The 22022-nt window shown below is 44.9% G+C and carries 19 protein-coding genes; 4 read left to right on the top strand and 15 right to left on the bottom strand.

What is annotated here, in order from left to right; all coding sequences use genetic code 11:
- Positions 1-495 precede the first annotated feature (495 nt).
- From OC538_RS15595 to OC538_RS15570, 6 genes are all read right to left on the bottom strand, one after another.
- Positions 496-1653, bottom strand: coding sequence for a DEAD/DEAH box helicase (locus tag OC538_RS15595; protein ID WP_251696451.1), 1158 nt, complete (start codon positions 1651-1653; stop codon positions 496-498).
- Between the two features lie 61 nt (positions 1654-1714).
- On the bottom strand, positions 1715-3163 hold the full coding sequence (locus OC538_RS15590) for an amidase family protein (RefSeq protein ID WP_316044313.1): 1449 nt from the start codon (positions 3161-3163) through the stop codon (positions 1715-1717).
- 21 nt (positions 3164-3184) lie between these two features.
- Positions 3185-3337 (bottom strand): Fur-regulated basic protein FbpA, encoded by a 153-nt coding sequence (locus OC538_RS15585; RefSeq protein WP_251696452.1) that lies wholly within the window; start codon positions 3335-3337, stop codon positions 3185-3187.
- 112 nt (positions 3338-3449) lie between these two features.
- On the bottom strand, positions 3450-4667 hold the full coding sequence (locus OC538_RS15580) for a carboxylate--amine ligase (RefSeq protein WP_262177180.1): 1218 nt from the start codon (positions 4665-4667) through the stop codon (positions 3450-3452).
- Positions 4668-4747: 80 nt separating this feature from the next.
- A complete protein-coding gene (locus OC538_RS15575; protein WP_251696456.1) occupies positions 4748-5443 on the bottom strand; it encodes an RluA family pseudouridine synthase in 696 nt (231 codons plus the stop codon).
- A 367-nt stretch (positions 5444-5810) separates the two neighbouring features.
- Complete coding sequence (locus OC538_RS15570; protein ID WP_251696460.1) at positions 5811-6644, bottom strand: glycerophosphodiester phosphodiesterase; 834 nt, start codon at positions 6642-6644, stop codon at positions 5811-5813.
- A 326-nt stretch (positions 6645-6970) separates the two neighbouring features.
- Here OC538_RS15570 and OC538_RS15565 point away from each other — a divergent pair, with 326 nt between their 5' ends.
- A complete protein-coding gene (locus OC538_RS15565) occupies positions 6971-7726 on the top strand; it encodes an arylamine N-acetyltransferase family protein (RefSeq protein WP_251696462.1) in 756 nt (251 codons plus the stop codon).
- A gap of 62 nt (positions 7727-7788) precedes the next feature.
- On the opposite strand, the gene OC538_RS15560 is transcribed toward OC538_RS15565, so the two are convergent.
- The gene (locus OC538_RS15560) at positions 7789-8640 is read right to left on the bottom strand and encodes an STAS domain-containing protein (RefSeq protein WP_262177175.1); all 852 of its coding nucleotides are present in this window, start codon (positions 8638-8640) and stop codon (positions 7789-7791) included.
- Positions 8641-8739: 99 nt separating this feature from the next.
- Positions 8740-9510 (bottom strand): 3D domain-containing protein, encoded by a 771-nt coding sequence (locus OC538_RS17935; protein ID WP_316044327.1) that lies wholly within the window; start codon positions 9508-9510, stop codon positions 8740-8742.
- A 213-nt stretch (positions 9511-9723) separates the two neighbouring features.
- Between OC538_RS17935 and OC538_RS15545 the strand changes: the two genes are divergently transcribed.
- The 3 genes from OC538_RS15545 (at position 9724) to OC538_RS15535 (ending at position 15132) form a co-directional block, all read left to right on the top strand.
- Positions 9724-9840 carry a hypothetical protein gene (locus tag OC538_RS15545; RefSeq protein ID WP_262177173.1) on the top strand — a complete coding sequence of 39 codons (117 nt, stop codon included), beginning with the start codon at positions 9724-9726 and terminating at the stop codon, positions 9838-9840.
- 95 nt (positions 9841-9935) lie between these two features.
- Positions 9936-10142: a hypothetical protein gene (locus OC538_RS15540; RefSeq protein WP_251696465.1), complete on the top strand. Its 207-nt coding sequence runs from the start codon at positions 9936-9938 to the stop codon at positions 10140-10142.
- A 514-nt stretch (positions 10143-10656) separates the two neighbouring features.
- Positions 10657-15132: a S8 family peptidase gene (locus OC538_RS15535; RefSeq protein WP_262177169.1), complete on the top strand. Its 4476-nt coding sequence runs from the start codon at positions 10657-10659 to the stop codon at positions 15130-15132.
- A 213-nt stretch (positions 15133-15345) separates the two neighbouring features.
- Here the strand turns inward: OC538_RS15535 and OC538_RS15530 are convergent, their stop codons facing one another.
- The 7 genes from OC538_RS15530 to OC538_RS15500 form a co-directional block, all read right to left on the bottom strand.
- On the bottom strand, positions 15346-15948 hold the full coding sequence (locus tag OC538_RS15530; RefSeq protein ID WP_251696482.1) for a response regulator transcription factor: 603 nt from the start codon (positions 15946-15948) through the stop codon (positions 15346-15348).
- On the bottom strand, positions 15945-17063 hold the full coding sequence (locus OC538_RS15525) for a sensor histidine kinase (RefSeq protein ID WP_262177165.1): 1119 nt from the start codon (positions 17061-17063) through the stop codon (positions 15945-15947). The genes OC538_RS15530 and OC538_RS15525 overlap by 4 nt, the downstream gene beginning before the upstream one ends.
- Before the next feature lie 2 nt (positions 17064-17065).
- Positions 17066-17803 carry an ABC transporter permease gene (locus tag OC538_RS15520; RefSeq protein ID WP_262177162.1) on the bottom strand — a complete coding sequence of 246 codons (738 nt, stop codon included), beginning with the start codon at positions 17801-17803 and terminating at the stop codon, positions 17066-17068.
- On the bottom strand, positions 17804-18703 hold the full coding sequence (locus OC538_RS15515; RefSeq protein ID WP_262177159.1) for an ABC transporter ATP-binding protein: 900 nt from the start codon (positions 18701-18703) through the stop codon (positions 17804-17806).
- A gap of 166 nt (positions 18704-18869) precedes the next feature.
- A complete protein-coding gene (locus OC538_RS15510) occupies positions 18870-19634 on the bottom strand; it encodes a TerC family protein (RefSeq protein ID WP_262177156.1) in 765 nt (254 codons plus the stop codon).
- Between the two features lie 131 nt (positions 19635-19765).
- Positions 19766-20845 carry a ribosome small subunit-dependent GTPase A gene (gene rsgA, locus OC538_RS15505; protein WP_262177827.1) on the bottom strand — a complete coding sequence of 360 codons (1080 nt, stop codon included), beginning with the start codon at positions 20843-20845 and terminating at the stop codon, positions 19766-19768.
- Between the two features lie 408 nt (positions 20846-21253).
- Positions 21254-21844, bottom strand: a complete 591-nt coding sequence (locus tag OC538_RS15500; RefSeq protein ID WP_262177153.1) for a VanZ family protein — start codon at positions 21842-21844, stop codon at positions 21254-21256.
- Positions 21845-22022: the final 178 nt, after the last annotated feature.

Raw genomic sequence — 22022 nt, 5'->3', positions numbered from 1 at the left:
TTATGATCACTTGCTGGGTTTTATGATCACTTACCGAGTTATATGATCACTTCTCTGGATTTATGATCACTTCTCTGGATTTATGATCACTTGTCCGGATTTATGATCACTCACCGAGATTTAAGATCACTTACCCGGATTTATGATCACTCGCCAAGTTTTATGATCACTTATCTGGATTTATGATCACTCACCAAGTTTTATGATCACTTGTCCGGATTTATGATCACTCACCAAGTTTTATGATCACTTATCTGGAATTATGATCACTCACCAAGATTTATGATCACTTATCCGGATTTATGATCACTTACCTGGCTTTATGATCACTCACCAAGTTTTAAGATCACTTATCCGCATTTATGATCACTCACCAAGATTTATGATCACTCAACAAGATTTATGATCACTTATCCGGGCTAATAATCACTCCCACTGACGAAATAGGGCTGTCCGGAAAGTCAGTAAAAACAAACTTTCTGGACAGCCCCTGCCTTATTTCTTCTTCGGTTTATTTACTTCTTTCTGACTGCCCACCGTCTTCGAATTCCCTTCGGTCAACTTCCCTTTGTACCAGACCTTTTGGACAGGCTTGAATCCTTTTGAAAGCTTCCTGTATGTCCGTTCTTCAGGATACGATAGCAACGTGAGTACTTCTCCGTCCTCGCCTGCACGTCCTGTCCGTCCTGAACGATGTAGATATTGTTCGACCGTATGAGGGACATCGACGTGGATGACATGGGTCAGTCCTTGTATATCCAATCCTCTAGCGGCTAAGTCCGTTGCTATTAAAATCCGGATCTCGCCTTTCCGGAAGTTTTCCAACGTCTCCTGCCTTTCGAATTTCGTCATTGAAGAATATAGGACCGCAACTCGCGCCTCATTATATTGCAGCTTCATTTCCTTCATGCGAAGCTGATCGACATTATTCATAAACGCAAGTGCCCTTATTGGCAGATGGGAAAAACCACGCAGAAAGTCTGTTTTATCCCGCGCTTCCATCTTGACAAAGGAATGGACCACTTTGCCCGACAACGGCATATCTTCGACAGAGACATGTAGCCGGATCGGATCATTCATCAGCTTTTTCGCGACAAGTTCAATTTCATCCGTAATTGTTGCGGAGACGACGGCAACTTGCCGTTCGGGATTTGCCGCTTCAATCAAATCTTTCACGATGACGCGGTAATCCCGTGATAATAGCTGATCACCTTCATCCAGTACGATATAACGGATATCATGCATTTTTAACCGTTTCGCTTTCACGAGTTCGACGAGTCGGCCCGGAGTTCCGACAACGATGGTCGGCTTCTTCTTCAAACGGTCAATCTGCCGTTGCATGTTCGCCCCGCCGATCAATTGGGTAACGGTAATATCCGTTCCTTCAACCCATTCACGGATGACATTGACGATCTGCATTGACAACTCCTGTGAAGGAGCCATGATCAACGCTTGTGTCTGCATCTTTTTACCGTCCACCTGTTGGAGGATAGGCAAGACATACGCAAGCGTTTTCCCGGTTCCTGTCGGTGATTCTGCGACTACATCCCGTCCATTCAACAATTCCGGGATCATTTGCGATTGAATCGGTGTTTCCCTTTCAAACTTCCACTTTTTCTTAATAGTATCGTCCATTTTTTCCAAGAAGGACATTCTCATCCCTGCTTTCCCTATTCCTTATCTTATAATGGACCGAATTCGAGTTTCTTTCAAGTCAGGGCTTTCTCCTTGCACGCGCAGACTGTTCAAATGCGTATGCATAGCCAATCAGTTCCGGTTCGGAAAATGCCTTGCCGCATAGCGTAATGCAAAAAGGCTCGCCTTCTTCAGTGAAGGACGATGGGACCGTGATTGCCGGATACCCTGCTGCTGCACTGAAACTACATCCATGATCCTGCGGGAATACGAGCACGTCGATCTTATGCTCGTCAAAAGCCCTATCGAGAGCCAATTCCCCCGCCAAATGACGGTTTCGCAACAATGCTTCAATGTATTCCGGCTCGGTCAGAGTACCACTCGTCCGGTCCACCTTTTCCAACATCACTTGTCCGAACTTCAACGTCTCTTCCGGATGTTCCTTATTGAATTGGATAATATCGGATAACGTACGAATTGGGTTTATCGGTGAGGTTTTACCAAGATACCCATTCAATGCAGCTTTGAATTCATACAGGAGGACATCGTACCCCAGATCGTCTTCCATCGTCCCTAGGTCGATATCATCGACTAGTTCGGCTCCTAATGATTCGAGTCGACGGAGAGCTTCTTCGAACTTCTCTTTCCTCTCCGCCGAAATCTCACGAACGAAAATCGATCGGGCGATTCCAATCCTTTTCCCCTTAAGTGCTTCGGTATCGCACAAGGAAAGCCAATCGATTCCATTGAAACGTTCAGCTTCCTTAGTAACTGGATCGTCTTCATCGTACCCTACCAGTAAACCGAATGTGATAGCCGCGTCTTCCACAGTCCGCGCCATTGGTCCTGGCGTATCCTGGGTGAATGAAAGCGGAATGACGCCGCTTCTGCTGATTGATCCAACAGTTGGTTTGATGCCGACGAGCGCGTTTTGCGCTGATGGATTGATGATGGATCCACTTGTTTCCGTTCCGATGGAGACTGCTGCCATATTGGCTGCAACAGCAGCTGCGGCACCGGAGCTCGATCCTCCCACATCAAAAAGGCCATAAGGATTATTCACTTGCCCGCCGCGAGAACTCCATCCATTCCGCATTTTATCCGACATGAAGTTCGCCCATTCTGTCATATTCGTCTTGCCTAAAATGACAGCGCCTGCTTCCCGGAGTTTCTTCACTAAAAATGCGTCTTCTTCAGCATAATGGTCTTTCATTGCCAACGACCCGCAGCTAGTATGCATGCCGTCTCCAGTGTCCATATTGTCCTTCAACAGCACAGGGATGCCATGTAACAGTGAACGTACTACGCCTCCGCGCCGTTCCTCATCAAGCGACCTGGCAATTTGGAGAGCTTGAGGATTCAGTTCCAATATGGCATTTATATTTAAGTCTTTCTTTGAAATTATATCCATATACATGACGGTCAATTCTTCTGATGTAAGATGACCGGACTCCATTCTTCCCTGCATTTGCTGGATAGTCGCTTCTTCCAGCCATCCATGCCGCATTTCATCCAATTTTTCTTTCAAGTAAATCCCCCCAACGTCAGTTTACTCTGCCTTCATAGTATACTGTTTCATTAACTCATATAAAGATAGTTGATATAATTGTTTTCCATTAATTTTAAAGACGCCTTCTTCGACAAGGCTTTCGATTATTTTATCCCTTTTGTTCTCGATCACGGGATTCTCTGGCTTTCTCATGGTGTTAATTCCTCCTAAATTGTTAGCTATCATCTATTCCTCTTTCACGGGGACTGTAAACTATGAAGAAGTAACCAAAAATCCCCGATGCGCTAAACGCAACGGGGAGTTTTCATGACCATCTATTATTTCTATACTTCCTGTAGTAATTGATTTGTCTCATAAAAAGATAAAGTTTCCTCTTGAAGCTTTTGTCTCTCTTGTAAAACAACGGATTGGCATATTTGCCTGCTCTTATCAGCTGATCGATTTCTTTACGTACTTTGGCATTGTCAACAAATTTCCTCAGGACGATTTTCGGAACGACAGTGAATAGGAACTTTTCGTCCAATAGCGTCAATGGCTTTTCGACACCATAAATGAGGTCATCGACAAAATTCTTCGCCAGGTTATGCCCACATGAAGTGATGTAATAACTTGAACGTCCTTGTCGGATATTCACTTCGAACACTTTGAACTTTTTGTCGCGATGATCGTATTTCAAATCGAAGTTCGCGTAGCCGACGTAGTCCAGCGCCTCTAAGAACCCTTTAAGTTTCAGCATCATCTCTTCATTATACCGGGTGATGACCGCTGTATAATTGCCGATCGCTGTCACGGTATGCTCCTGCAAAACGACTTGTCCGAACGTGATCAGCTCGGATTTGCCTTTGCTGTTAATGTAGAAAACGGAATCCCACATATATGTATCGTCGCCCGGGATGAAGTCCTGGATGATCAAGTCGTCACGATAACCACTGTTCTTAATTGTCTTGATGACTTGTTGGATTTCTTCATAAGAATCGACTTTATACACTTTCTGCATGCCTTCAAAAGGGTGCTTGTAATATTGCACGCCGTTGCTTGGTTTGATGATAACAGGGAACATGACTTCTTCATCGAAACTGTCGTCTGTTTCACATGAATGGAAATATGTAGCTGGTGTATCAATTCCATGCTCTGCGCAAAGCTGGTAGAAATTTTTCTTAACAAGCAGATTATTCATTAATTCTTCGTCAATATAATTGAATACGAAATCCCGCTTGAGCGCTTCACGGCTCTCGATAATCATGCGGACATATAAATCATTTGTTCCGATGAGCAGCATCTTTTTCCCTTGCGTCTTATATTTTGCTGCAACTTGTTTTAAGAAGCGAACGAACTCGTCCTTTTCCCCCAAGTTCGGATTAAGCTCGATTGCCCCGGGGATCGTACTTAAACTTGTGAAAGATAAAGGCTCCTTCCCGACGAGGATCGGATTGATTCCGTAGGCCTCGTGAAAAGATATTGCCATATTGTATGCATTGATATCAGTCCCTACAATGATCGGGATAAACGGATGGTTTGTCATAGTTTCCTCCAACATGTTTTCTCTATCTAAGTGTAGGGGTACTGAATTTCGATGTCAATCAACCGGGGGCAAACTTCCTTTTATTTCATCAATGATACAGCGCCGACCTGTTTCCAAATATGCCAAGGATGCTCGGCTGGCGGATTGGAAGTGAAGGTAAGTATCTCTTTCGTCGTCGGATGCGGGAAAGAAAGGGTATGTGCCCATAAAGCAATCTGCTGACCAGGCCGATTCACATGCTGACCGTATTTCTGATCTCCGTACAGCGGGGCGCCTGATGCTGCCATTTGTACCCGGATCTGATGTGACCTTCCTGTATGGAGCCGGATTGCGAGCAGACTCATGCCATCCTTCCTGTCAATTGTTTCATAATGGAGGATGGCTTTCTTTGCGCCCGGGTGGGATGCGTCAACAGCATGGACCTTGTTTTTCTTCGTGTCCTTCCATAGATAATGCTCCAATTGGCCCGCATCACTTAAGCTGCCCCTGACAACAGCCAAGTACTCCCTCTCCATTTCCCTTTTCCGCAGTACGTCGGAAAGTCGGGACGCGGCCTTTGAAGTTTTTGCGAATACAAGGACGCCGCCTACCGGACGGTCCAACCGATGCACAAGACCTAAATAGACATTCCCCGGCTTCTGATGCCGCTCCTTCAAATCCGCTTTCAATAATGTTAAAAGATCATCATCTCCGCTGTCATCACCCTGAACGGGCAAATTGACCGGTTTCTCTACAACAAGCAAATGATTATCTTCATATAAAATGCTAATGATCAACTTTCACAGTTCCTCTCAATAGTATTGATGGATAAATTTCAGTATAGAACGATTTACTCTTCATTTCAGATTGTCTCCATTCCGTCCATCATACTATAGTTCTCCCATCATTTCCGCTAAAAGTGGGAATTGAATGGTGGGAATAAAAAACAACAAAAGCGTAGGGCGCTCGCTAACTGCTCGTAACGCTACGCTTTTACTCGCAAAAGCTGTTCTTCGTGACAGCTCTGCTGCGACAGGCATAAGGCGGATCTGCGAAACGGCGTCTTTTGCCGTGTAGCTGAGCCGACTTATGACCCGAGCGGCTAGCGCCCGGAGTCTAGACGAAAAAAAGCCGAAAATCGCTTTTCGGCTTTTTCTCATCCATCTATTCCTGTACCAAGTAGATCGGTTCTTCTGTCGGCCATTTTGAAAAGTCCGAGATGATGCCGTCAACGCCGAATCTTTGTGCTTTCGACACTAACCTTTTATCTTTTTTCGACCAGACGAGAACTTTACTATCTCGTTCATGAATATTATCCACCATTTTTTTGCTTAAGAAGGACACGTTGAAATTGATATACGATGCGAATGACGTCAATTCATCTAGCTTCTTCGCAGATAATAACGATTCGGAAGGATGGACCAAGATTGCCACGTCAACCTCCGGCAATAAAGTATGTATTTTCTTCATGGAATCGACATCGAATGATTGGATGATGATTGAACTAATATCATTGTAATCCGTCAATAGTGAAACGACCTTTTCTTCTATCCCCGGATAGGACTGCGGATTTTTCAGTTCGATCAATAATCCAACCTGGTCATAGAATTCTTCCATCAATTCGTTGAGCGTTATAATCGGTTCGCCTTGGAACTCAACACCAAATGCCCCTCCTGCATCCAATGCTTTCAACTCATCCAATGTCATATCCTTAATGTAGCCGCTTCCATTTGTTGTACGGTCGATTTTATCATCATGCATGATAATGAGCTCTCCATCCTTTGAAAGATGGACATCGCATTCCAAGTAATCCGCACGGAGTTCGACTGCCTTATGGAACGCGGATCGGGTATTTTCCGGGGCAAAACCGGATGCGCCCCTATGAGCAATACTAAGCAAGTTAGGATTATGAACCCTTTTTGTCTGGTCGTTAAAGCCGACTAGGAGGAATAGGCATGCACTTATAATCGCGATGCAAACAACATTATGTCTTCTCATCTGAAATCCCCCGCATTCTCTCATCGGATATATACTGACTACCATCTTAATATCCGAATTATCTTTCTATTACAATATCATAAATCATTAGTCTTGAATACCCTTATATTCGTAATAAGCTGAAAGTATTACATCTTTTTCGCAAATTGTTGTTTTACTATTGTATGCGCTTACAAATTACAACAATAGTAGTAATGGTTGGTTGAGATAAATTTACCTTTGATCATGAATGGCCACTGCGGACATTAGTCCTTGCAGTGACCTTTTATTGAGTCGCCCATTTCTTAAAATGGTATACTATTTTTACTTGTTAGGAGGCCGATAGAATGGAAATTGAAAAATACCTCGACCGGTTCAATGCATCACATGACAACAAACCTTCCCTGCAGCAGTTGTCTGAACTGCAACGTCTGCATATGACCAAAATTCCATTTGAAAATCTCGATGTCATCCGCAGAGTACCGATCTATTTAAATTTGAACACGATTTACGATAAAATCGTACTTCGGAATCGTGGTGGCTATTGTTATGAATTGAACGGTCTATTTCATTGGCTTTTGAGACAGCTAGAATACAACGCTTCCCTTATCGCCGCCACTGTATTCCGGCCGAATGGACAGTGGGCGAAGCCGGAAACGCATGCCGCCATTATCGTCCAATTGGATGAACCTTATCTCGTCGATGTCGGATTTGGGGATTCCACTATCCTTCCAATCCCATTGAACGGGGACCCGCAAACAGATGTCAGCGGAACTTATGCGGTACAGCAATCCAGTAAGGGTATTTTTGATTTGATTAGAACACGGAATGGAGAGTCCCGACCACTGTACCGATTTTCCACAATCGAAAAGCAGCTTCACGATTTCCATGAAGGATGTGTGTTCAATCAAGTTTCACCCGAATCAACCTTCACCCATGTTGACATCGTCACAGTAGCGACCGCTGCAGGCAGAACAACAGTAAAGGACCTTGAATTGACAGTATCCGAGTATGGCGTGATACGCTCCAAGACAATTACTGAAGATGCTAAGGGAGCAATTCTAATGGATCTATTCGGAATTGACATTCAAAATTACAGATAAAAAATGGAGTGTCCAGATTGACGGTGAAAACCGAAGTTCTGAACACTCCATATTTACGTTTATTATATTTCAAGTTCCTTAAAATTCTTTTTAAGCGCCAGCTGCAACGAACCAAACGTACGGATCTTTGAAAAATCCAGGCCCAATTGGACGGAGGTTTGAGCAATTTCCGGTCGGATACCCGTCATAGTCGACTCAATCCCAAGCAGATCAAGTACCTGCATCAATTGATAAATATGATTCGCAACCATCGTATCGATTATGGAAACACCAGACAAATCAATAAAGAGATGACTGACGTCAAGCTCCACACACCTAGTCGGAACATAGTCACTAATCGATTGTACTCTTGTCGTATCAACGTCCCCGATTATCGGCAGTACCCCGATTGTCGAATTAAGCTTGATAATCGGTGCATTCAACTCTTCAATCAGGCTTTGTTGAGCGAATAGCCGTGAATTTATCAGCTCATCATATCTTGTCGTGAACTCCACTATGATTTCATCGAACGCTTTATGTATAACGATTCCCCAATTCAGAATATCAGAACGAAGGACATGATCCACTTCCCGATCGACAAACTGTTCAATGAAATTCCAGAATGTTTTCCTTAACTTACTTAATGCGTCAAGGACTTCATAGATCGGCGTCCTGCTGCTAACCCGACTTTCCGCAACAAGCTTCGCCCAACTTTTTTTATTATTTTCAAATGCCTCCTGGTCTTCCAACAAACTGCTTGCTATTGTCAAATTCGTTTGCCTGTTTTGCTCGCGCAGCATCTGCTCTGACCAATCACCGGCATCCTTCGAATAAATTGAGCCATCCTTTTCTTCACGTTCCAACAACCACGCATCTGTAATGGCATCTATGCTTTCAAGCAAGTAATCGTAAAGCTTCTGATTCATATCTTTCATTTCCATCCCTCCAACCGACGATCAATTAGTTAATTAATAGTGTAACAAATAAAATACGTACTGGGAATATATAGTGAACAATTCCCAATACGTATCTAGTTAATTAATGATTTTTATCTTCACCTTTTTAACGCCCCACTGCATCGCACTATCATAGGAAGGGATGAAAACATCAATCTTATGACCTTTGATTGCGCTGCCAACATCTCCGGCAATCGCCTCCCCATAGCCTTCCACCCAAACTTTCGTTCCTAGTGGAATAATCGACGGATCTACCGCTATGACTTTCTTATCTGGATTGGAGCGTAAATCGATCCCATACGCTGTCGTCCCAGAACAACCGGGACAATAGGCGGTATATGCAGTTGCAGTTACAACCATTTCAGTCCCTGAACTTGCCGGTGGGCTCGAAATGGATTCGTTGAATACCGGTTTTTTTTGTGCGTTTTCTGGGATAGAATCCCGAGTGATCGATGCAACCATGACAGTTTCTAATGCAGCGACTTCATTTCCAGGATTTTCTCCGCTAATTGTCAAAACATCACCCGGGTGGATTACTTCTCCGGTTAAATTATTTAAACTCATTAATTCATCCAATGCCATATCGTAAGTTAAGGCGATTCGATATAGATTATCGCCTTCCGCGACCGTGTATGTTACAGGTTCTTCCTTCAGTAACTCTAACGGCGGGTAAAATAACGGAAACGCATCTTTCCAGATATCAGCAAAAGGAATATCATTAAGATTCGGTCTCACTTCTTGGGAAAGATTTGTGATGTCCTCTCCGTTTTCTGTCTGGCTAAATATAGCCGCTTCGGTCACGACACTGAATGAGAGTGTCATAATTGCGGTCAACATAATCATTTTCATCTTACTCAAGTAATATTGCTCCTCTCTTCTTAACAATTTCCCCAGTTCTATCCAAATACTTTCAAAATCAAACATATTTCTTTTAAAAGTTTTGAATATGACAAACAAGAAGTTGATTAACATAGTGAAACTGTCATAGGAAATAGCGGATTTTGTTTACTTATTTGCAGAAGAGGGCAAATTAAAGAAAACGGTTAGTAAGGAGCGAATTTCATGAAATTAGGAAGAGTAATCAAGACAGCTATTAAATGGGCTCCGGTTGTATATCCGATTGTCCGCAAACTTATATCAAATAAAGAAAAGACGACTGCCCCATTACGGAGGCGCTGAATCGAGCATAGTTGTCCACTGTGAATGATCGGGTACGAATAGATTCACCGTCATTGCCAATCCTATAAGGAAACAGATATAGGGAGGCAATAGCTATGGCTGATGAGAAGCTGCCCGCAGACAGTGAAAAGCGAGAAACGATCCACTTTCGCTATTTAGCGCATCCTGAAGGGATTCCCTCTTCGGATCGCGTAAGTTTGTTCGATATGCATGAAGACATGCAGACAGTGGATACGATCAACTTGGATGATATGAAAGAGGATTTGAGAAAAGAAAGAATTCACAAAAATCCTCGTAGATGAATGTAAGAAGCCGGCAAATTGCCGGCTTCTTTTTTACGGACTACTACTTGGGAAAATTTTTCGGATCGATGTTCCTAATTGGTAGCATCATTTTCAATATTAGATTATGCCCATATTTCATTGTTTATAAATAAGTAATAGCTCATTTCATTTCAATTATAGGTCTTCTACATTATTTTCTTTTTCCCTCCGCTTCCCCTCCCCATTAATCAACTTCATCATTACACTCACAAACCCTTTTCCTAAAGCATTAACGCTAACTATTTGACTTTTCATAAACAATAGTAAACCATGATAAATTCCCCAATTCTAAGGGGATCAAGTTAGTTACTTATCATTATTTATTAACTAGTCAGATGATTTAGTATTTATTTCAAATTTAATAATTGTATAATATTACTAGACAGCCAGATACGGAGATTCCGACACCAAAGATCCTTAACAATTGAGAAAGGGGGCGAATGGTGTTTTTTTGATGGTTCGGAGAAGGGACGGTCGAAACTAAAAAGGAGGAATGGAATTGAGGAAGCGTAGACGGATGAGATACTTCAGCATTGCAGCAACGATCCTGATGGTGTTTTCATTAATGACACCTGCACTGGCGGCAAGCACGGGAATGAACAAACAGTTGCATCACTCGTTGCGAGATTCGAATGAGATAGCCAAAGAGAAAGTCAGCAATCGATTGCTCGAAAGCTTTAAAGATGAGAGCATGGTCACTTTTCTAATTAAATTCAAGGATCAGGCCGACACGGAGCAAGTGGCGGCTACAGCAAGGAAACAGGCAAGCCAGGCAAACCTTTCCGGAAAGCAATCAGTAATGCTGACTAGATCGGCTGTCGTCTCCGAGTTACGATTGACCTCCCTAGAATCGCAGCAAAACGTCATGCAGTATCTTGAACAGCAAGTGAAAGCCGGCAAAGCAAAAGACATCACATCCTACTATATCGTCAATGGAATGGCGGTAACGGCGACAAAGGAAATCGCACAAGCAGTTGGGACATTCGCAGAAGTGGAAAAGGTTCTGCCGAATGAAACGCGCCAACTACAAACTACAGTAGTTGAAAACTCTGAAGCCCCCAAATCGCAACTGGCGAATGTCGAGTGGAATGTTGAGCGTGTCAATGCGCCACAAGCTTGGGAAATGGGGATTGATGGGTCGGGTACAGTCGTTGCAAGCATCGATACAGGCGCGCAATGGGATCACCCAGCCTTGAAACAGAAATACCGGGGGTACAACCCGGGAACCGGCGATGTGAACCATGACTACAACTGGTTCGATGCTACGGCTGGAAGGACAACCCCTTATGATGATCATGGACACGGTACACATGTAACCGGCACGATGGTCGGAAGCGAACCGAGCGGGAATAACCAGATTGGAGTCGCTCCTGGCGCAAAGTGGATTGCCGTGAAGGCATTCACTGCTAGCGGGGGAACGGACCGCGATTTATTGGCAGCCGCACAATGGATTCTTGCTCCAACTGATGCAAACGGGAATGCGCGGGTTGACCTGGCTCCAGACGTTGTCAATAATTCTTGGGGCGGCGGTGCAGGCCTTGATGAATGGTACCGGGATGTCGTCAGGAACTGGCGCGCCGCGGAAATCTTCCCTGAATTCTCCGCAGGCAACACGACACTAACGAACCCCGGAGGTCCTGGATCGGTTGCCGCCCCTGCGAACTATCCGGAATCCTTTGCAACAGGCGCAACAGATATCAATAATAAAGTGGCAAGTTTCTCTCTTCGAGGACCTTCCCCTTACAATCAAATAAAACCTGACATTTCCGCACCGGGTGTCAACATCCGCTCTTCTGTTCCTGGAAGCGGCTATGAAGGCGGCTGGAATGGCACATCAATGGCTGGCCCTGCTGTTTCAGGCGTTGCTGCGTTACTCCGGCAAGTGAACGCTACAATTTCAGTCGAGGAAATGGAACAGGTGCTGTTGGCTACAGCGACTCCGTTGACGGATAATGTATACCCGACTACCCCGAACCATGGGTATGGGCACGGTCTAGTCGATGCGTATGCGGCTGTTTCATCCATCGCAAGCGGGCTCGGAAAGCTTGAAGGTCAGGTGACGAAGCAAGGCGATGATAACGAACCGCCTACATTCGAGCACTCAGCGCCAACGGAAACGTATGCGGGAATGGACTTGGATCTACGCATTAACGTGACGGATAATATAAGCATTTCTTCCGTGACACTGCAATATGTAAATGCGGACGGACAATGGAGTTCAATGAAAGCTGAGAGAAAATCCGGAGACTACCTATCGGGTGAATTCGGTGTTACAATTTCGGGCGACGTCATTTCCGGAAATGCATTCACTTACAAATGGGTCATTAATGATTTTGGCAACAATGAAGTATCGAGCGAAGAATTTACAGTCCTCGTCAAACCGGGAATCACAGTCGGCTACTTCGAGAACTTTGAACAGTCGCCAGTAGGATGGACTTCGTTCGGGAATAAAAACAGCTGGGAATGGGGTAAACCGACTTCTGGTCCTGGAAATGCGGCCTCAGGAGAGAAAGTATACGCCACGAATTTAGCCGGAATGTATGAGAGCAGCATGAATGCCACGCTTGTCATGCCGCCGGTTGATCTTCCAGAAGGCGCATCCTATTTGCAGTTTAAGCAATGGCATAATTTTGAGCAGTCCTCTTCCGGAAGAGCTTGGGATTATGGACATGTGTTCATTTCCACGGATATGGAGAATTGGACGCAATTGCTTATGATCCAAGGAGCTTCAAATGCTTGGATTAATGCAGAAGTGGACCTGTCCGCATATAGCGGCCAACGTGTCTATATCGGATTCAATGCGTTCTCCGATGGAAGCGTAGTTAGAGAGGGCTGGTATATTGACGATGTCGCTTTAAGCGATCAATCACAAACTGGTACAATCTCGCTTACTCCTAAAAACAAATTGTTTGAAAACAATGTTCAAACTAGCCCTCAAGCTTTAAAACCTGGAAAAGGCAAAAATCCAGATCTTATTATTGAAAAAGGGAAAGAAGCACTTGAAACACCTGTCGATCCTAAGACGATTAAGCCCGTAATGCCGAAAGAAGAACCGGCACCTCCTGTTGAAGACGATAAAGCTGCGCCTGTCCTTCTGCCATTAGGTGCACAAGTGAATATTCTCGAAACGGATCGATCGGTCTATACGAATCCTGCGGACGGTTCGTATACGATGACGCACGGTGCGGGAACTTTTACGGCAAAAGCGGAAGCGTACGGATACCAATCTAAGGCTCAGACCGTAACAATCAATGCAGATGAAACGTCAATCGCGAATTTCACATTGGAAGAAATGCCCCAGGCCACAATAAGTGGAACAGTAACAGACCAATCAACTGGTGAGCCGATTGCAGGAGCGACATTGCTTCTAGTGGAAGATGCGAACATCTCCCCTGTCCAAACCGACGCTGCAGGACATTTCACAATCACTGCATATGAAGGCGATTATACGCTGAAAGTGGTGGCACGTGGATATCATGGTCAAGAGGCAACTATTACAATCGGCGGACAAACGTCATTTGATTTCGCGCTTGAACCGTTCTTTACGTATCCTGGCGGTGAAATCGGATACGACGATGGAACTGCTGAAAATGCACGTGCGTTTTACGATGCAGGAAATGGTTGGGGCGTCAAAATGTCTCTTCCTGAAGGCAATGATTCAGGTATTGTAACAGAAGGTGTTTTCCGCTTCTGGGATACTGAATGGCCTGTACCGGGCGGAACTGCATTTGCAGTTGAAGTCTGGGATGCAACTGGTGCAGACGGGGCTCCTGGACAAAAGATCGCTGGACCGATCGACGCACAGGCGAAACGGAATGGCGAATGGACTGTCGTTGATCTGACAGAGCATAATATCGTCGTGAACGGCGACTTCTATATGGTGTATATCCAGTCGCAAGGGAATCCATATGCACCAGGACTTGCAACGGATGAAAACGGAACGAATGCGAAAAGAAGCTACCAGTTCGTCGGCTCTTGGTCACCTGCACCTGCCGCTGAAGGGAACTACATGATCCGGGCACGTGTCAGCTTCGAAGTATTTGAACCGATGATCACTTCACCTGAAACTGGCACCGTTACGAATGATGAAAACATCGTCATTGAAGGTACTGCTACACCGACAACGACAATTTCTTTACAGAACAATGGTGAAGAAGTGGATTCGGTTGTCATCGGAAATGATGGAAAGTTCTCATTCCAAACAGTTCTGACAGAGGGAGATAACGAATTTACCGCCGTGTCTCTATTAGATGGCCGCAAGACAGGTACTTCAAGCCCTGTGACAGTGATACTTGACACGAGGAAACCGGAATTGACGATAACGAACCCGAAGAATGGTGAAACAACGAACCGTGAAACCGTCACGGTGGAAGGTACGGTCACGGACGACCATCTTAAATCGGTGACTGTGAATGGCCAACAAGCCACTGTTTCCGAAAATGGCACTTACTCCAAACGGATCCTATTGGATGATGGTGTAAATACCATTACTGTAATCGCTACAGATGCTGCGGGCAACGAAACGATTCAAACCGTTTCTGTCACCGCAAAATATACGGCACCTGAAATTTCGAATTTGACACCGAAAGAGGACGTCCATTTAGTAACCGGAAAGTCCGTTAAATTTGAATTCGACAGCGAACCAGGTTTGAAAGCAACTTACGTCATCCACATGCCGCTTACGAATGTAGGGGGAAGTGATGTGACAAACGCGACTGAATTGCCGATGAGCGAGACATCCCTTGGCCATTACGTCGGCTACTGGACTGTTCCACTGGGCGTCACGGCAGATGGAGCACGCATCGAAGTGAAAGTTGTAGATGGGTTTGGAAATGAAAGAAGGAAGCTTGCAGACGGAAAATTGTTCATCAATGTCGGCCAAGTGAATGGAGTGGACAAGGCTGAAGGAACTGATGACGCGACGGTTGAAGAAAGTGTTGAAGCAGAAGAACAGTTAAGCAATAAGTAAAAAGTGAAGCGGGCTGCGGACTCGACGAATAATCGTCGATAGTTGCAGCCCGTTTTTAGTTATCTATTGAATCCTGTGGTTTATCTATTGAATAACAAAAGATATCTATTGAATATCAAAAATTATCTATTGAACATTGAAAGTTATCTATCGAATCCTGAAAGTTATCACCATTTCATGACCTATTGCCTATAATGTCAATCCCGAGAAAACTCAAATCCACCCTTTCTCCCGACAGATGGATATTGCCTCCACTTTGTTTTTCGCTTCCACCTTCTGAAGAATTTCAGACATGTAATTCCGCACCGTCCCAGGAGATAAATAAAGTGCAGCTCCGATTTCTTTCGCTGTCATCCCATCCGCAGATAATTTCAACACTTCCCTTTCCCGTTCAGTCAACGGATTGCCATCATTATACGAATTCATGATAAGTTCAGCTGCAAATTCCCTCTTCCCCTGCATGACACTTCGAATAGCAGCCGCCAAATCATCGATTGAGCCATCCTTCAAGAGATAGCCATGCACCTTCGCTTTAATCGCCCGTTCGAAAAAACCCGGCCGTGCAAATGTCGTCAGTATGATCACCTTGCATGAAGAGCCGCTTTCCTTTAATTCATCTGCAACCTCAAGACCGCTTTTCAACGGCATTTCAATATCCAAAATACAAACATCCGGACGTAAATCCCGGGCCAGCCGCAATGCCTGCTCCCCATTTTCGGCTTGGCCGACCACCTCCATATCTTCCTCAAAATCAAGGAGAGTGCCTAAAGCCCCTCTCAAAATTCGCTGATCTTCAGCAATGACAATCCGAATCATAAGGCAATCGCCCCTTCCTTCGTCTTCACGACAATTGGAATCGAAATCGTGATGGCTGTCCCCAACTCGGACTCCACTTCCATTTCCCCTTCTATTAATGAAAGGCGCTCGGACATCCCCTTCAACCCATTGCCCCACGGACGATCTGCAATGCCGGTTCCATTATCGTGGATCCGGATGATGAGTCCCGCCGTATCTTTTTTCACAGTGACCGAGCATGCAGACGCCTTGCTATGTTTCACGATATTTGTCGAAGCTTCACGCAAGCACATCCCCGCAATATTTTGCTGAAGCGGTGATAGCTCCGTGGGCATATCCATTGCATTGCATTGGAATTCGATAGTGGCGGCTCCGAGGATTTGCTCCATATGTGCTAGCTCTTCCTCTATCGTACTGACCCGCATATCCGACACAAGCTCTCGGACTTGCTGAAGCGCAGAACGGGAAGTCTGCTCTATCCCCTTAGCCTCCATCTTCACCTTTTCAGGATCACTCGCAACCCTTTGGATGACTTGGCTTTGCAGGGTGATGAGTGATAATGTATGCCCCAATGTATCATGCAGATCACGGGCAATACGCACCCGCTCCTCCTGTTTGATCAACGTCTTTATCTGTTCATTCGCCTCATTCAATTGGTTCTTCAATTCCATTCGTTCATTCATATGCCGGATGCCGTATGGAGAGAGAATGATGACAACCAAAAAAGGCAGGAGGCTAGTGAAGCTTGAAATTCCATGTTGAAACAATATCCAACCGGCACAAACTAAAATGATACTGGCAAATACTATCCATGTGCCTTTGAACTGCTTTTTATCGTTAATCCAACCAATGAAGTTGGAAGTGTAAAAAGCTAAAAAAATGCTGTACGGATCATTAAAAACTACAAAGGCAATCGTGACAGCCACTTGGATCGACAACCATGCATAAAATTCCCTTAAACGGATCGGCTGATAGCACTGCCGGTAGGAGATGAAAAAAAGCAGTAACAGGCCATAGCCGATTACCGCTTTCACGCCTACTTCATTGTTCACTTGATAGAGCGGTATTACGAGATAGACTAAAAATATATGGGGGATGAAGCCAAACCTTTTCGGAAACAACCTAAAGTTTTTCATGCTTACACCGCTTCCTGTCTCCTTCTTATATAGATTGATAATACCATGAATACAAACAGATAAGCCGTTAAAATCGCAATACTTTTGAATTCAGGGAATTGTCCGCGAATAATGCCCCATGCGCCATTCCCATAATGATATGCCGGCAGCCAAGAGCCAATCAGCTGTATCGTCTTCGGCAGAATTTCCATCGGCATCCACAATCCGCCTGTGATCGCCAAAGCTAAATAAATAATATTGCTGACTCCCGAAGCCGTGTCCACACGTTTCATTGTGCCTACTAGAACGCCTAATGCAAGAAACGGATAGGAACCGACCATTATCCAAGCCGCACTCGATAACCATTCCACAAATGTCATTGACACGCCGTTCAGGATAATCCCTGCTATGAAAATGACGGCAATCGAGAACAGATGGACTGCCGATTGGCCGATCATCTTTGAAATGAAATAGCTTGAACTTGGCAGAGGCGTGACTTTGATCCACGTCGTCCACCCTTCATTCCTCTCCTGCACCATCCGGATACCGAGCGTCATGATCGCGCTTCCCATTACACTAAATATTGCGATGGACATAAGGAAATGCTTGTTCCACAAATCTTGATCATCCATCCCCGTGTTGACGACTTTCGTGAAAATGAAATAAAACAAGATCGGCATTAGTAATGACCAAAAGACGAAATACGGATTACGGAAGATCCGGATCATTTCAATTTTGCATTCATTTATTAGCATCTTCATTCACGATACCCCCTGTTCGACGGTCAACTGCTCGAAGGCATCTTCCAGTCTTCCTTTATCGATGGATATATCTGAAACTGCTATTCCTTCAGTGAAGAGAGAGGATAGTACGCGATCTGTGTCCTCCGTTTGAATAGCGGTTCTCCCACTTTCCTCGTAAATATCGGATACATGATTCATTGCAAGAAACTTTTCTTTCGGGAATGAACTGTCCGTCTTGAAAGAAATCGTCTTCTTCAGCAGTCGCTGTTTGATTGTTGAAGGACATCCATCCGCAATCAATTTTCCTTCGTTGAATAACAGGATGCGCGTCGCCACATCATCGGCCTCTTGCAAATAATGGGTGGAGAATAATATCGTTTTCCCTTCGCCTGCTAGCTGCCGGACTCTTGCCCAAAATTCTTTCCGCGCCGTACTGTCCATCCCGACTGTCGGTTCATCAAAAAATACGAGATCGGGATTTCCTGCCATTGCGAGCGCAAAGTTGACACGTCGCTTTTGTCCGCCTGAAAGCTTCTCCGTCCGCTTGTTCAATTCACTTTCCTGCAAACCGGTCAACCTGATCATCTCTTCCATCGTCAACGGGTTCGGATAATAACTTCTGAACAGAGCAAGCACCTCTTTCACCTTCAGCGCATCCATTAGGCTCACTTGCTGGAGCATTACCCCTATCCTTTCCCGCACCATTTGACGTTGAGGCGGTTGATTGAAAAGCGAAACCTCACCCGAAGTCGGATGAAGCAATCCGAGCATCATAAGGATCGTTGTGCTTTTTCCCGCCCCATTCGGCCCAAGAATGGCAACTACTTCACCGGATTGAATAGTGAACGAGACGTTCTCCACCGCTTTTTTCCCTTTGAATTCTTTTGATAGATTTTTAATATCGACAACTGTTTCCATATGCTCACACTCCCCTTATTCCTATCATAGATGGGAGGTGGCGTTTTTTTCAGTACGCTCTGTCATGTCTTGAGATGACTTTTGTCATGAAGGAACTTTTTTGCGAATGAAAAAAGGGAGACATCAAGTGATGTTCTCCCGCTCATTTAACTCAAAGCATCCTTCCCTAGTCGCTCCCGGATTTATTGCTAGGAGCAAACCAACCGATCAGTGCAATCGCTACTAATACTCCATAAAAAATCACGGTCCAAACAGTACTGTGAGGGAAATCATGGTCTAAGATACCGATATCCTTATGGGCAAGGGTGATGATGGCTAATTTGACACCAACCCAGGCTACAATTGCATAGGCTGTTGTTTCTAATGCCGGACGTTTGTCGAGAAGCTTCACAAACCAGGTTGCAGCAAACTTGATGAGGACAAGGCCAGCAACACCGCCAATAACAACGACGATAAATTGCCCTCCATCCATGCCGCCAATATCGCCGAGTGGGGAATCTGGAAGTCCGAGGGCAAGTGCAACTGCAGCCAATATCGAATCGATTGCAAATGCGAGGTCGGCTAATGCAATTTTCCCTACCGTTGGCCAAAAACCTTTCCCAGCCGATTCCTTCTCATCGTCCTTGTGAATGTTTTTATTTTCTTTCCCGAAACGGGCCTTGATGACATGCTTTAATCCTAAATAAAGAAGGTAGGCGGCTCCTATTGCTTGTATCTGCCAGACATTCGCAATAAAAGAAATCGCAAAAAGTGCAGCAAATCTAAAAACGAAGGCCATAATGATTCCGTAATTGATCGCTCTCTTTTTCTCTTCCTCCGGTAAATGTTTCGCAATGACTGCAAGTACGAGCGCATTGTCAGCCGATAATAACGCTTCCAATCCTATTAGAATTAACAGCGTCCAGGCATACTCCAACCAGATTGACTCCATCTACGACTCCCCAATCTTTAAGTAAAGATTTCATCTGTAGAATGTCCCATTAAGCAAATAGTATTCTTTTAGCGCTTTAATCAAAAAAAACAGGGGCTAAGGTTTTTCACCTTTGCCCCTGCCACTACAGTTCATTTCTTTTTAGATGGATGCTTCCGCATTCCCTTCGTTATCTTCTTCCATTTGTCCCTTTCGGCCGCTTGTGCTTGGCGGTCCATTTTCCGGTCGAGGAATGCGATTTCTCTCTGGAGTTTAACGTAGTTTCCATAACGTTCAGCCGACAACTCTCCAGTTTCGAGTGCATTACGGATGGCGCAGCCCGGCTCACTTTCATGTCCGCAATCGCCGAATTTGCATGCAGCTGAAAGTTCCTCAATATCCTTGAATCCGGAATCGAGGCTTTCACTTTCATTCCACAATTGGAATTCTCGCATTCCCGGCGTGTCGATGAGCACGCCTCCTGTCGGAATTTTGATGAGCTCACGGTGGGTCGTCGTATGTCGACCTTTTGCGTCATCTTCCCGGATGTCTTGCACCGCCATCTTCCCTTCACCGCAAATCGAATTGACGAGCGATGATTTTCCAACGCCGGAAGAACCTAATAATGCTGCCGTTTTGCCGTTAGTCAACATATCCGTAATCTGATCGATGCCTTCCCCAGTCGTATTGCTCACCGGGAAAACATCCGTGCCGAATGCGATAGCCCTTGCCATCTCTAAATAATGATCGGGGTCGTCGCTAACATCCATTTTCGTCAGGACGACAACCGGCGTCGCACCAGAATCATAGGCAGCAACGAGGTACCGTTCCAATCGTCTTGCATTGAAGTCGTGATTCATCGACATGACGAGGAAAACAATGTCGACATTCACTGCAATAATCTGTTCGGAAATTGTCGACCCCGCAGATTTTCTTGAGAATAGCGAAGTCCTTGGTAGTATGGCGTGGATAATGCCGCGCTCTTCCCCAGGCATCCTTTCGACGACTACCCAATCCCCGACTGCCGGATAATCCCTTCGTTCATGGGCCGCATGTTGAAATGCGCCCGAGCAGACGGAGAGCCACTCCCCTTCTGCCGTCATTACCCGGTACATCCGTTTATGTTCAAGCGTTACACGTCCTGGAACACATTTGTCCACTTTCACTTCTTCTACTATCGTTTTCATATTATCTTGATGGAATTCATTCCAACCGTATTCGTTTAAATTAATCAATGTTTTTCCTCCTATTATGTGCTAGACAAAAGCGCAGGGCGCCTGCGGAGTGGTTTACAGTCTAAGTGCGCCGCGTCCTGCGGCAACGACTGCATGACCGGCATCCTGCCGGCCTCAGGCATAAGGCAAAGATGCATTGTGGCGTTCTTTGCCACAAAGCAGCTTTGACTTATGACCCCGAGACTCTGGCGCCCGAAGCTAGACGTCATAGAAAAAAGCATGGTTCCGGGATCGGACACCATGCTTTCACGCGCATAACAGAAGAAACATGCCTATTACGAAGGCATGGCAGGTGAATGTATGGTGCCGATCAATTGTGCAATAGCCTTATTGATTGTAGCCATAAAACATCACCTGCTTTCTGAAAGTTGTATTTATCATAACAAATCGATCATTTTAGGTCAACTAATTCTTTTGCGATGCAACTACTTTCCAAATGAGAAAGATAAAATATCCAATAACGACGCCGATCGTATTCAAAATAATGTCGTCAATATCCGTGCTACGGCCGATGAAATATTGGGTGCCTTCAATGAAGCAAGTGACACCTAACCCAATAAAGGCGATTTTACCGAACGAGCGCATCCTACTCCATAGCAATGGAATGAAAAATCCAATGGGAGAAAAAACGAACAAGTTGCCGAGAAGATTCACGAGTGATACGCTGCTCCAACCACTCACATACTCATTGGCTTGAAAGTAATTCATGATTGTCCGGAATGGAATCATATTGACGCTCGATAACTTGTCAAACATGTAAACATGAAAATAGAACTCACCCGTATTTCCATCCACCCCCATACTCCACCTCGGAATAATCGTTTGGGAGGCAAGGCCGACTAAGTAGAGGATGAATACGGCAAGAAGCAGTTCATGTGATTTATTGAAGGGCTGCTTTCTTATTTTAATGATGATGATTCGGACAATGACATATATTGGTATTGCAACAATCATATACCCGAGCATATTAATGACATATGTACTAATTAACCACATAGCTCCTCCTTTTCACTCAGTTTTCTGCTTACAGAGCTTGACGTTTTCGCTCTTGGAGTTGTTCCCCATGGTCCGTGGAAAGTTATCGGTCAATTCCTGATGGTTATCGGTCATTTCCCTAGTTTTATCGTTCAATCTGGGTGAGTTATCGATCATTTCCCGGAAGTTATCGGTCATT

This window comes from Saccharococcus sp. Marseille-Q5394 (assembly GCF_946901335.1).
GTDB classification, from domain to species: Bacteria; Bacillota; Bacilli; order Bacillales_A; family Planococcaceae; genus Sporosarcina; species Sporosarcina luteola_C.
The sequence above is the reverse complement of the archived record's forward strand: the minus strand, read 5'-3'. Positions and strand labels throughout refer to the sequence as shown.

Coding starts and splice junctions, on each gene's coding strand:
- OC538_RS15565 (WP_251696462.1), top strand. CDS start 6,971: ATGGAAATTGAAAAATACCTCGACCGGTTCAATGCATCACATGACAAC.
- OC538_RS15580 (WP_262177180.1), bottom strand. CDS start 4,667: ATGACAAACCATCCGTTTATCCCGATCATTGTAGGGACTGATATCAAT.
- OC538_RS15540 (WP_251696465.1), top strand. CDS start 9,936: ATGGCTGATGAGAAGCTGCCCGCAGACAGTGAAAAGCGAGAAACGATC.
- OC538_RS15535 (WP_262177169.1), top strand. CDS start 10,657: ATGGAATTGAGGAAGCGTAGACGGATGAGATACTTCAGCATTGCAGCA.
- OC538_RS17935 (WP_316044327.1), bottom strand. CDS start 9,510: ATGAAAATGATTATGTTGACCGCAATTATGACACTCTCATTCAGTGTC.
- OC538_RS15570 (WP_251696460.1), bottom strand. CDS start 6,644: ATGAGAAGACATAATGTTGTTTGCATCGCGATTATAAGTGCATGCCTA.
- OC538_RS15500 (WP_262177153.1), bottom strand. CDS start 21,844: ATGTGGTTAATTAGTACATATGTCATTAATATGCTCGGGTATATGATT.
- OC538_RS15515 (WP_262177159.1), bottom strand. CDS start 18,703: ATGGAAACAGTTGTCGATATTAAAAATCTATCAAAAGAATTCAAAGGG.
- OC538_RS15510 (WP_262177156.1), bottom strand. CDS start 19,634: ATGGAGTCAATCTGGTTGGAGTATGCCTGGACGCTGTTAATTCTAATA.
- OC538_RS15520 (WP_262177162.1), bottom strand. CDS start 17,803: ATGAAGATGCTAATAAATGAATGCAAAATTGAAATGATCCGGATCTTC.
- OC538_RS15585 (WP_251696452.1), bottom strand. CDS start 3,337: ATGAGAAAGCCAGAGAATCCCGTGATCGAGAACAAAAGGGATAAAATA.
- OC538_RS15560 (WP_262177175.1), bottom strand. CDS start 8,640: ATGAAAGATATGAATCAGAAGCTTTACGATTACTTGCTTGAAAGCATA.
- OC538_RS15530 (WP_251696482.1), bottom strand. CDS start 15,948: ATGATTCGGATTGTCATTGCTGAAGATCAGCGAATTTTGAGAGGGGCT.
- OC538_RS15545 (WP_262177173.1), top strand. CDS start 9,724: ATGAAATTAGGAAGAGTAATCAAGACAGCTATTAAATGGGCTCCGGTT.
- OC538_RS15595 (WP_251696451.1), bottom strand. CDS start 1,653: ATGTCCTTCTTGGAAAAAATGGACGATACTATTAAGAAAAAGTGGAAG.
- OC538_RS15525 (WP_262177165.1), bottom strand. CDS start 17,063: ATGAAAAACTTTAGGTTGTTTCCGAAAAGGTTTGGCTTCATCCCCCAT.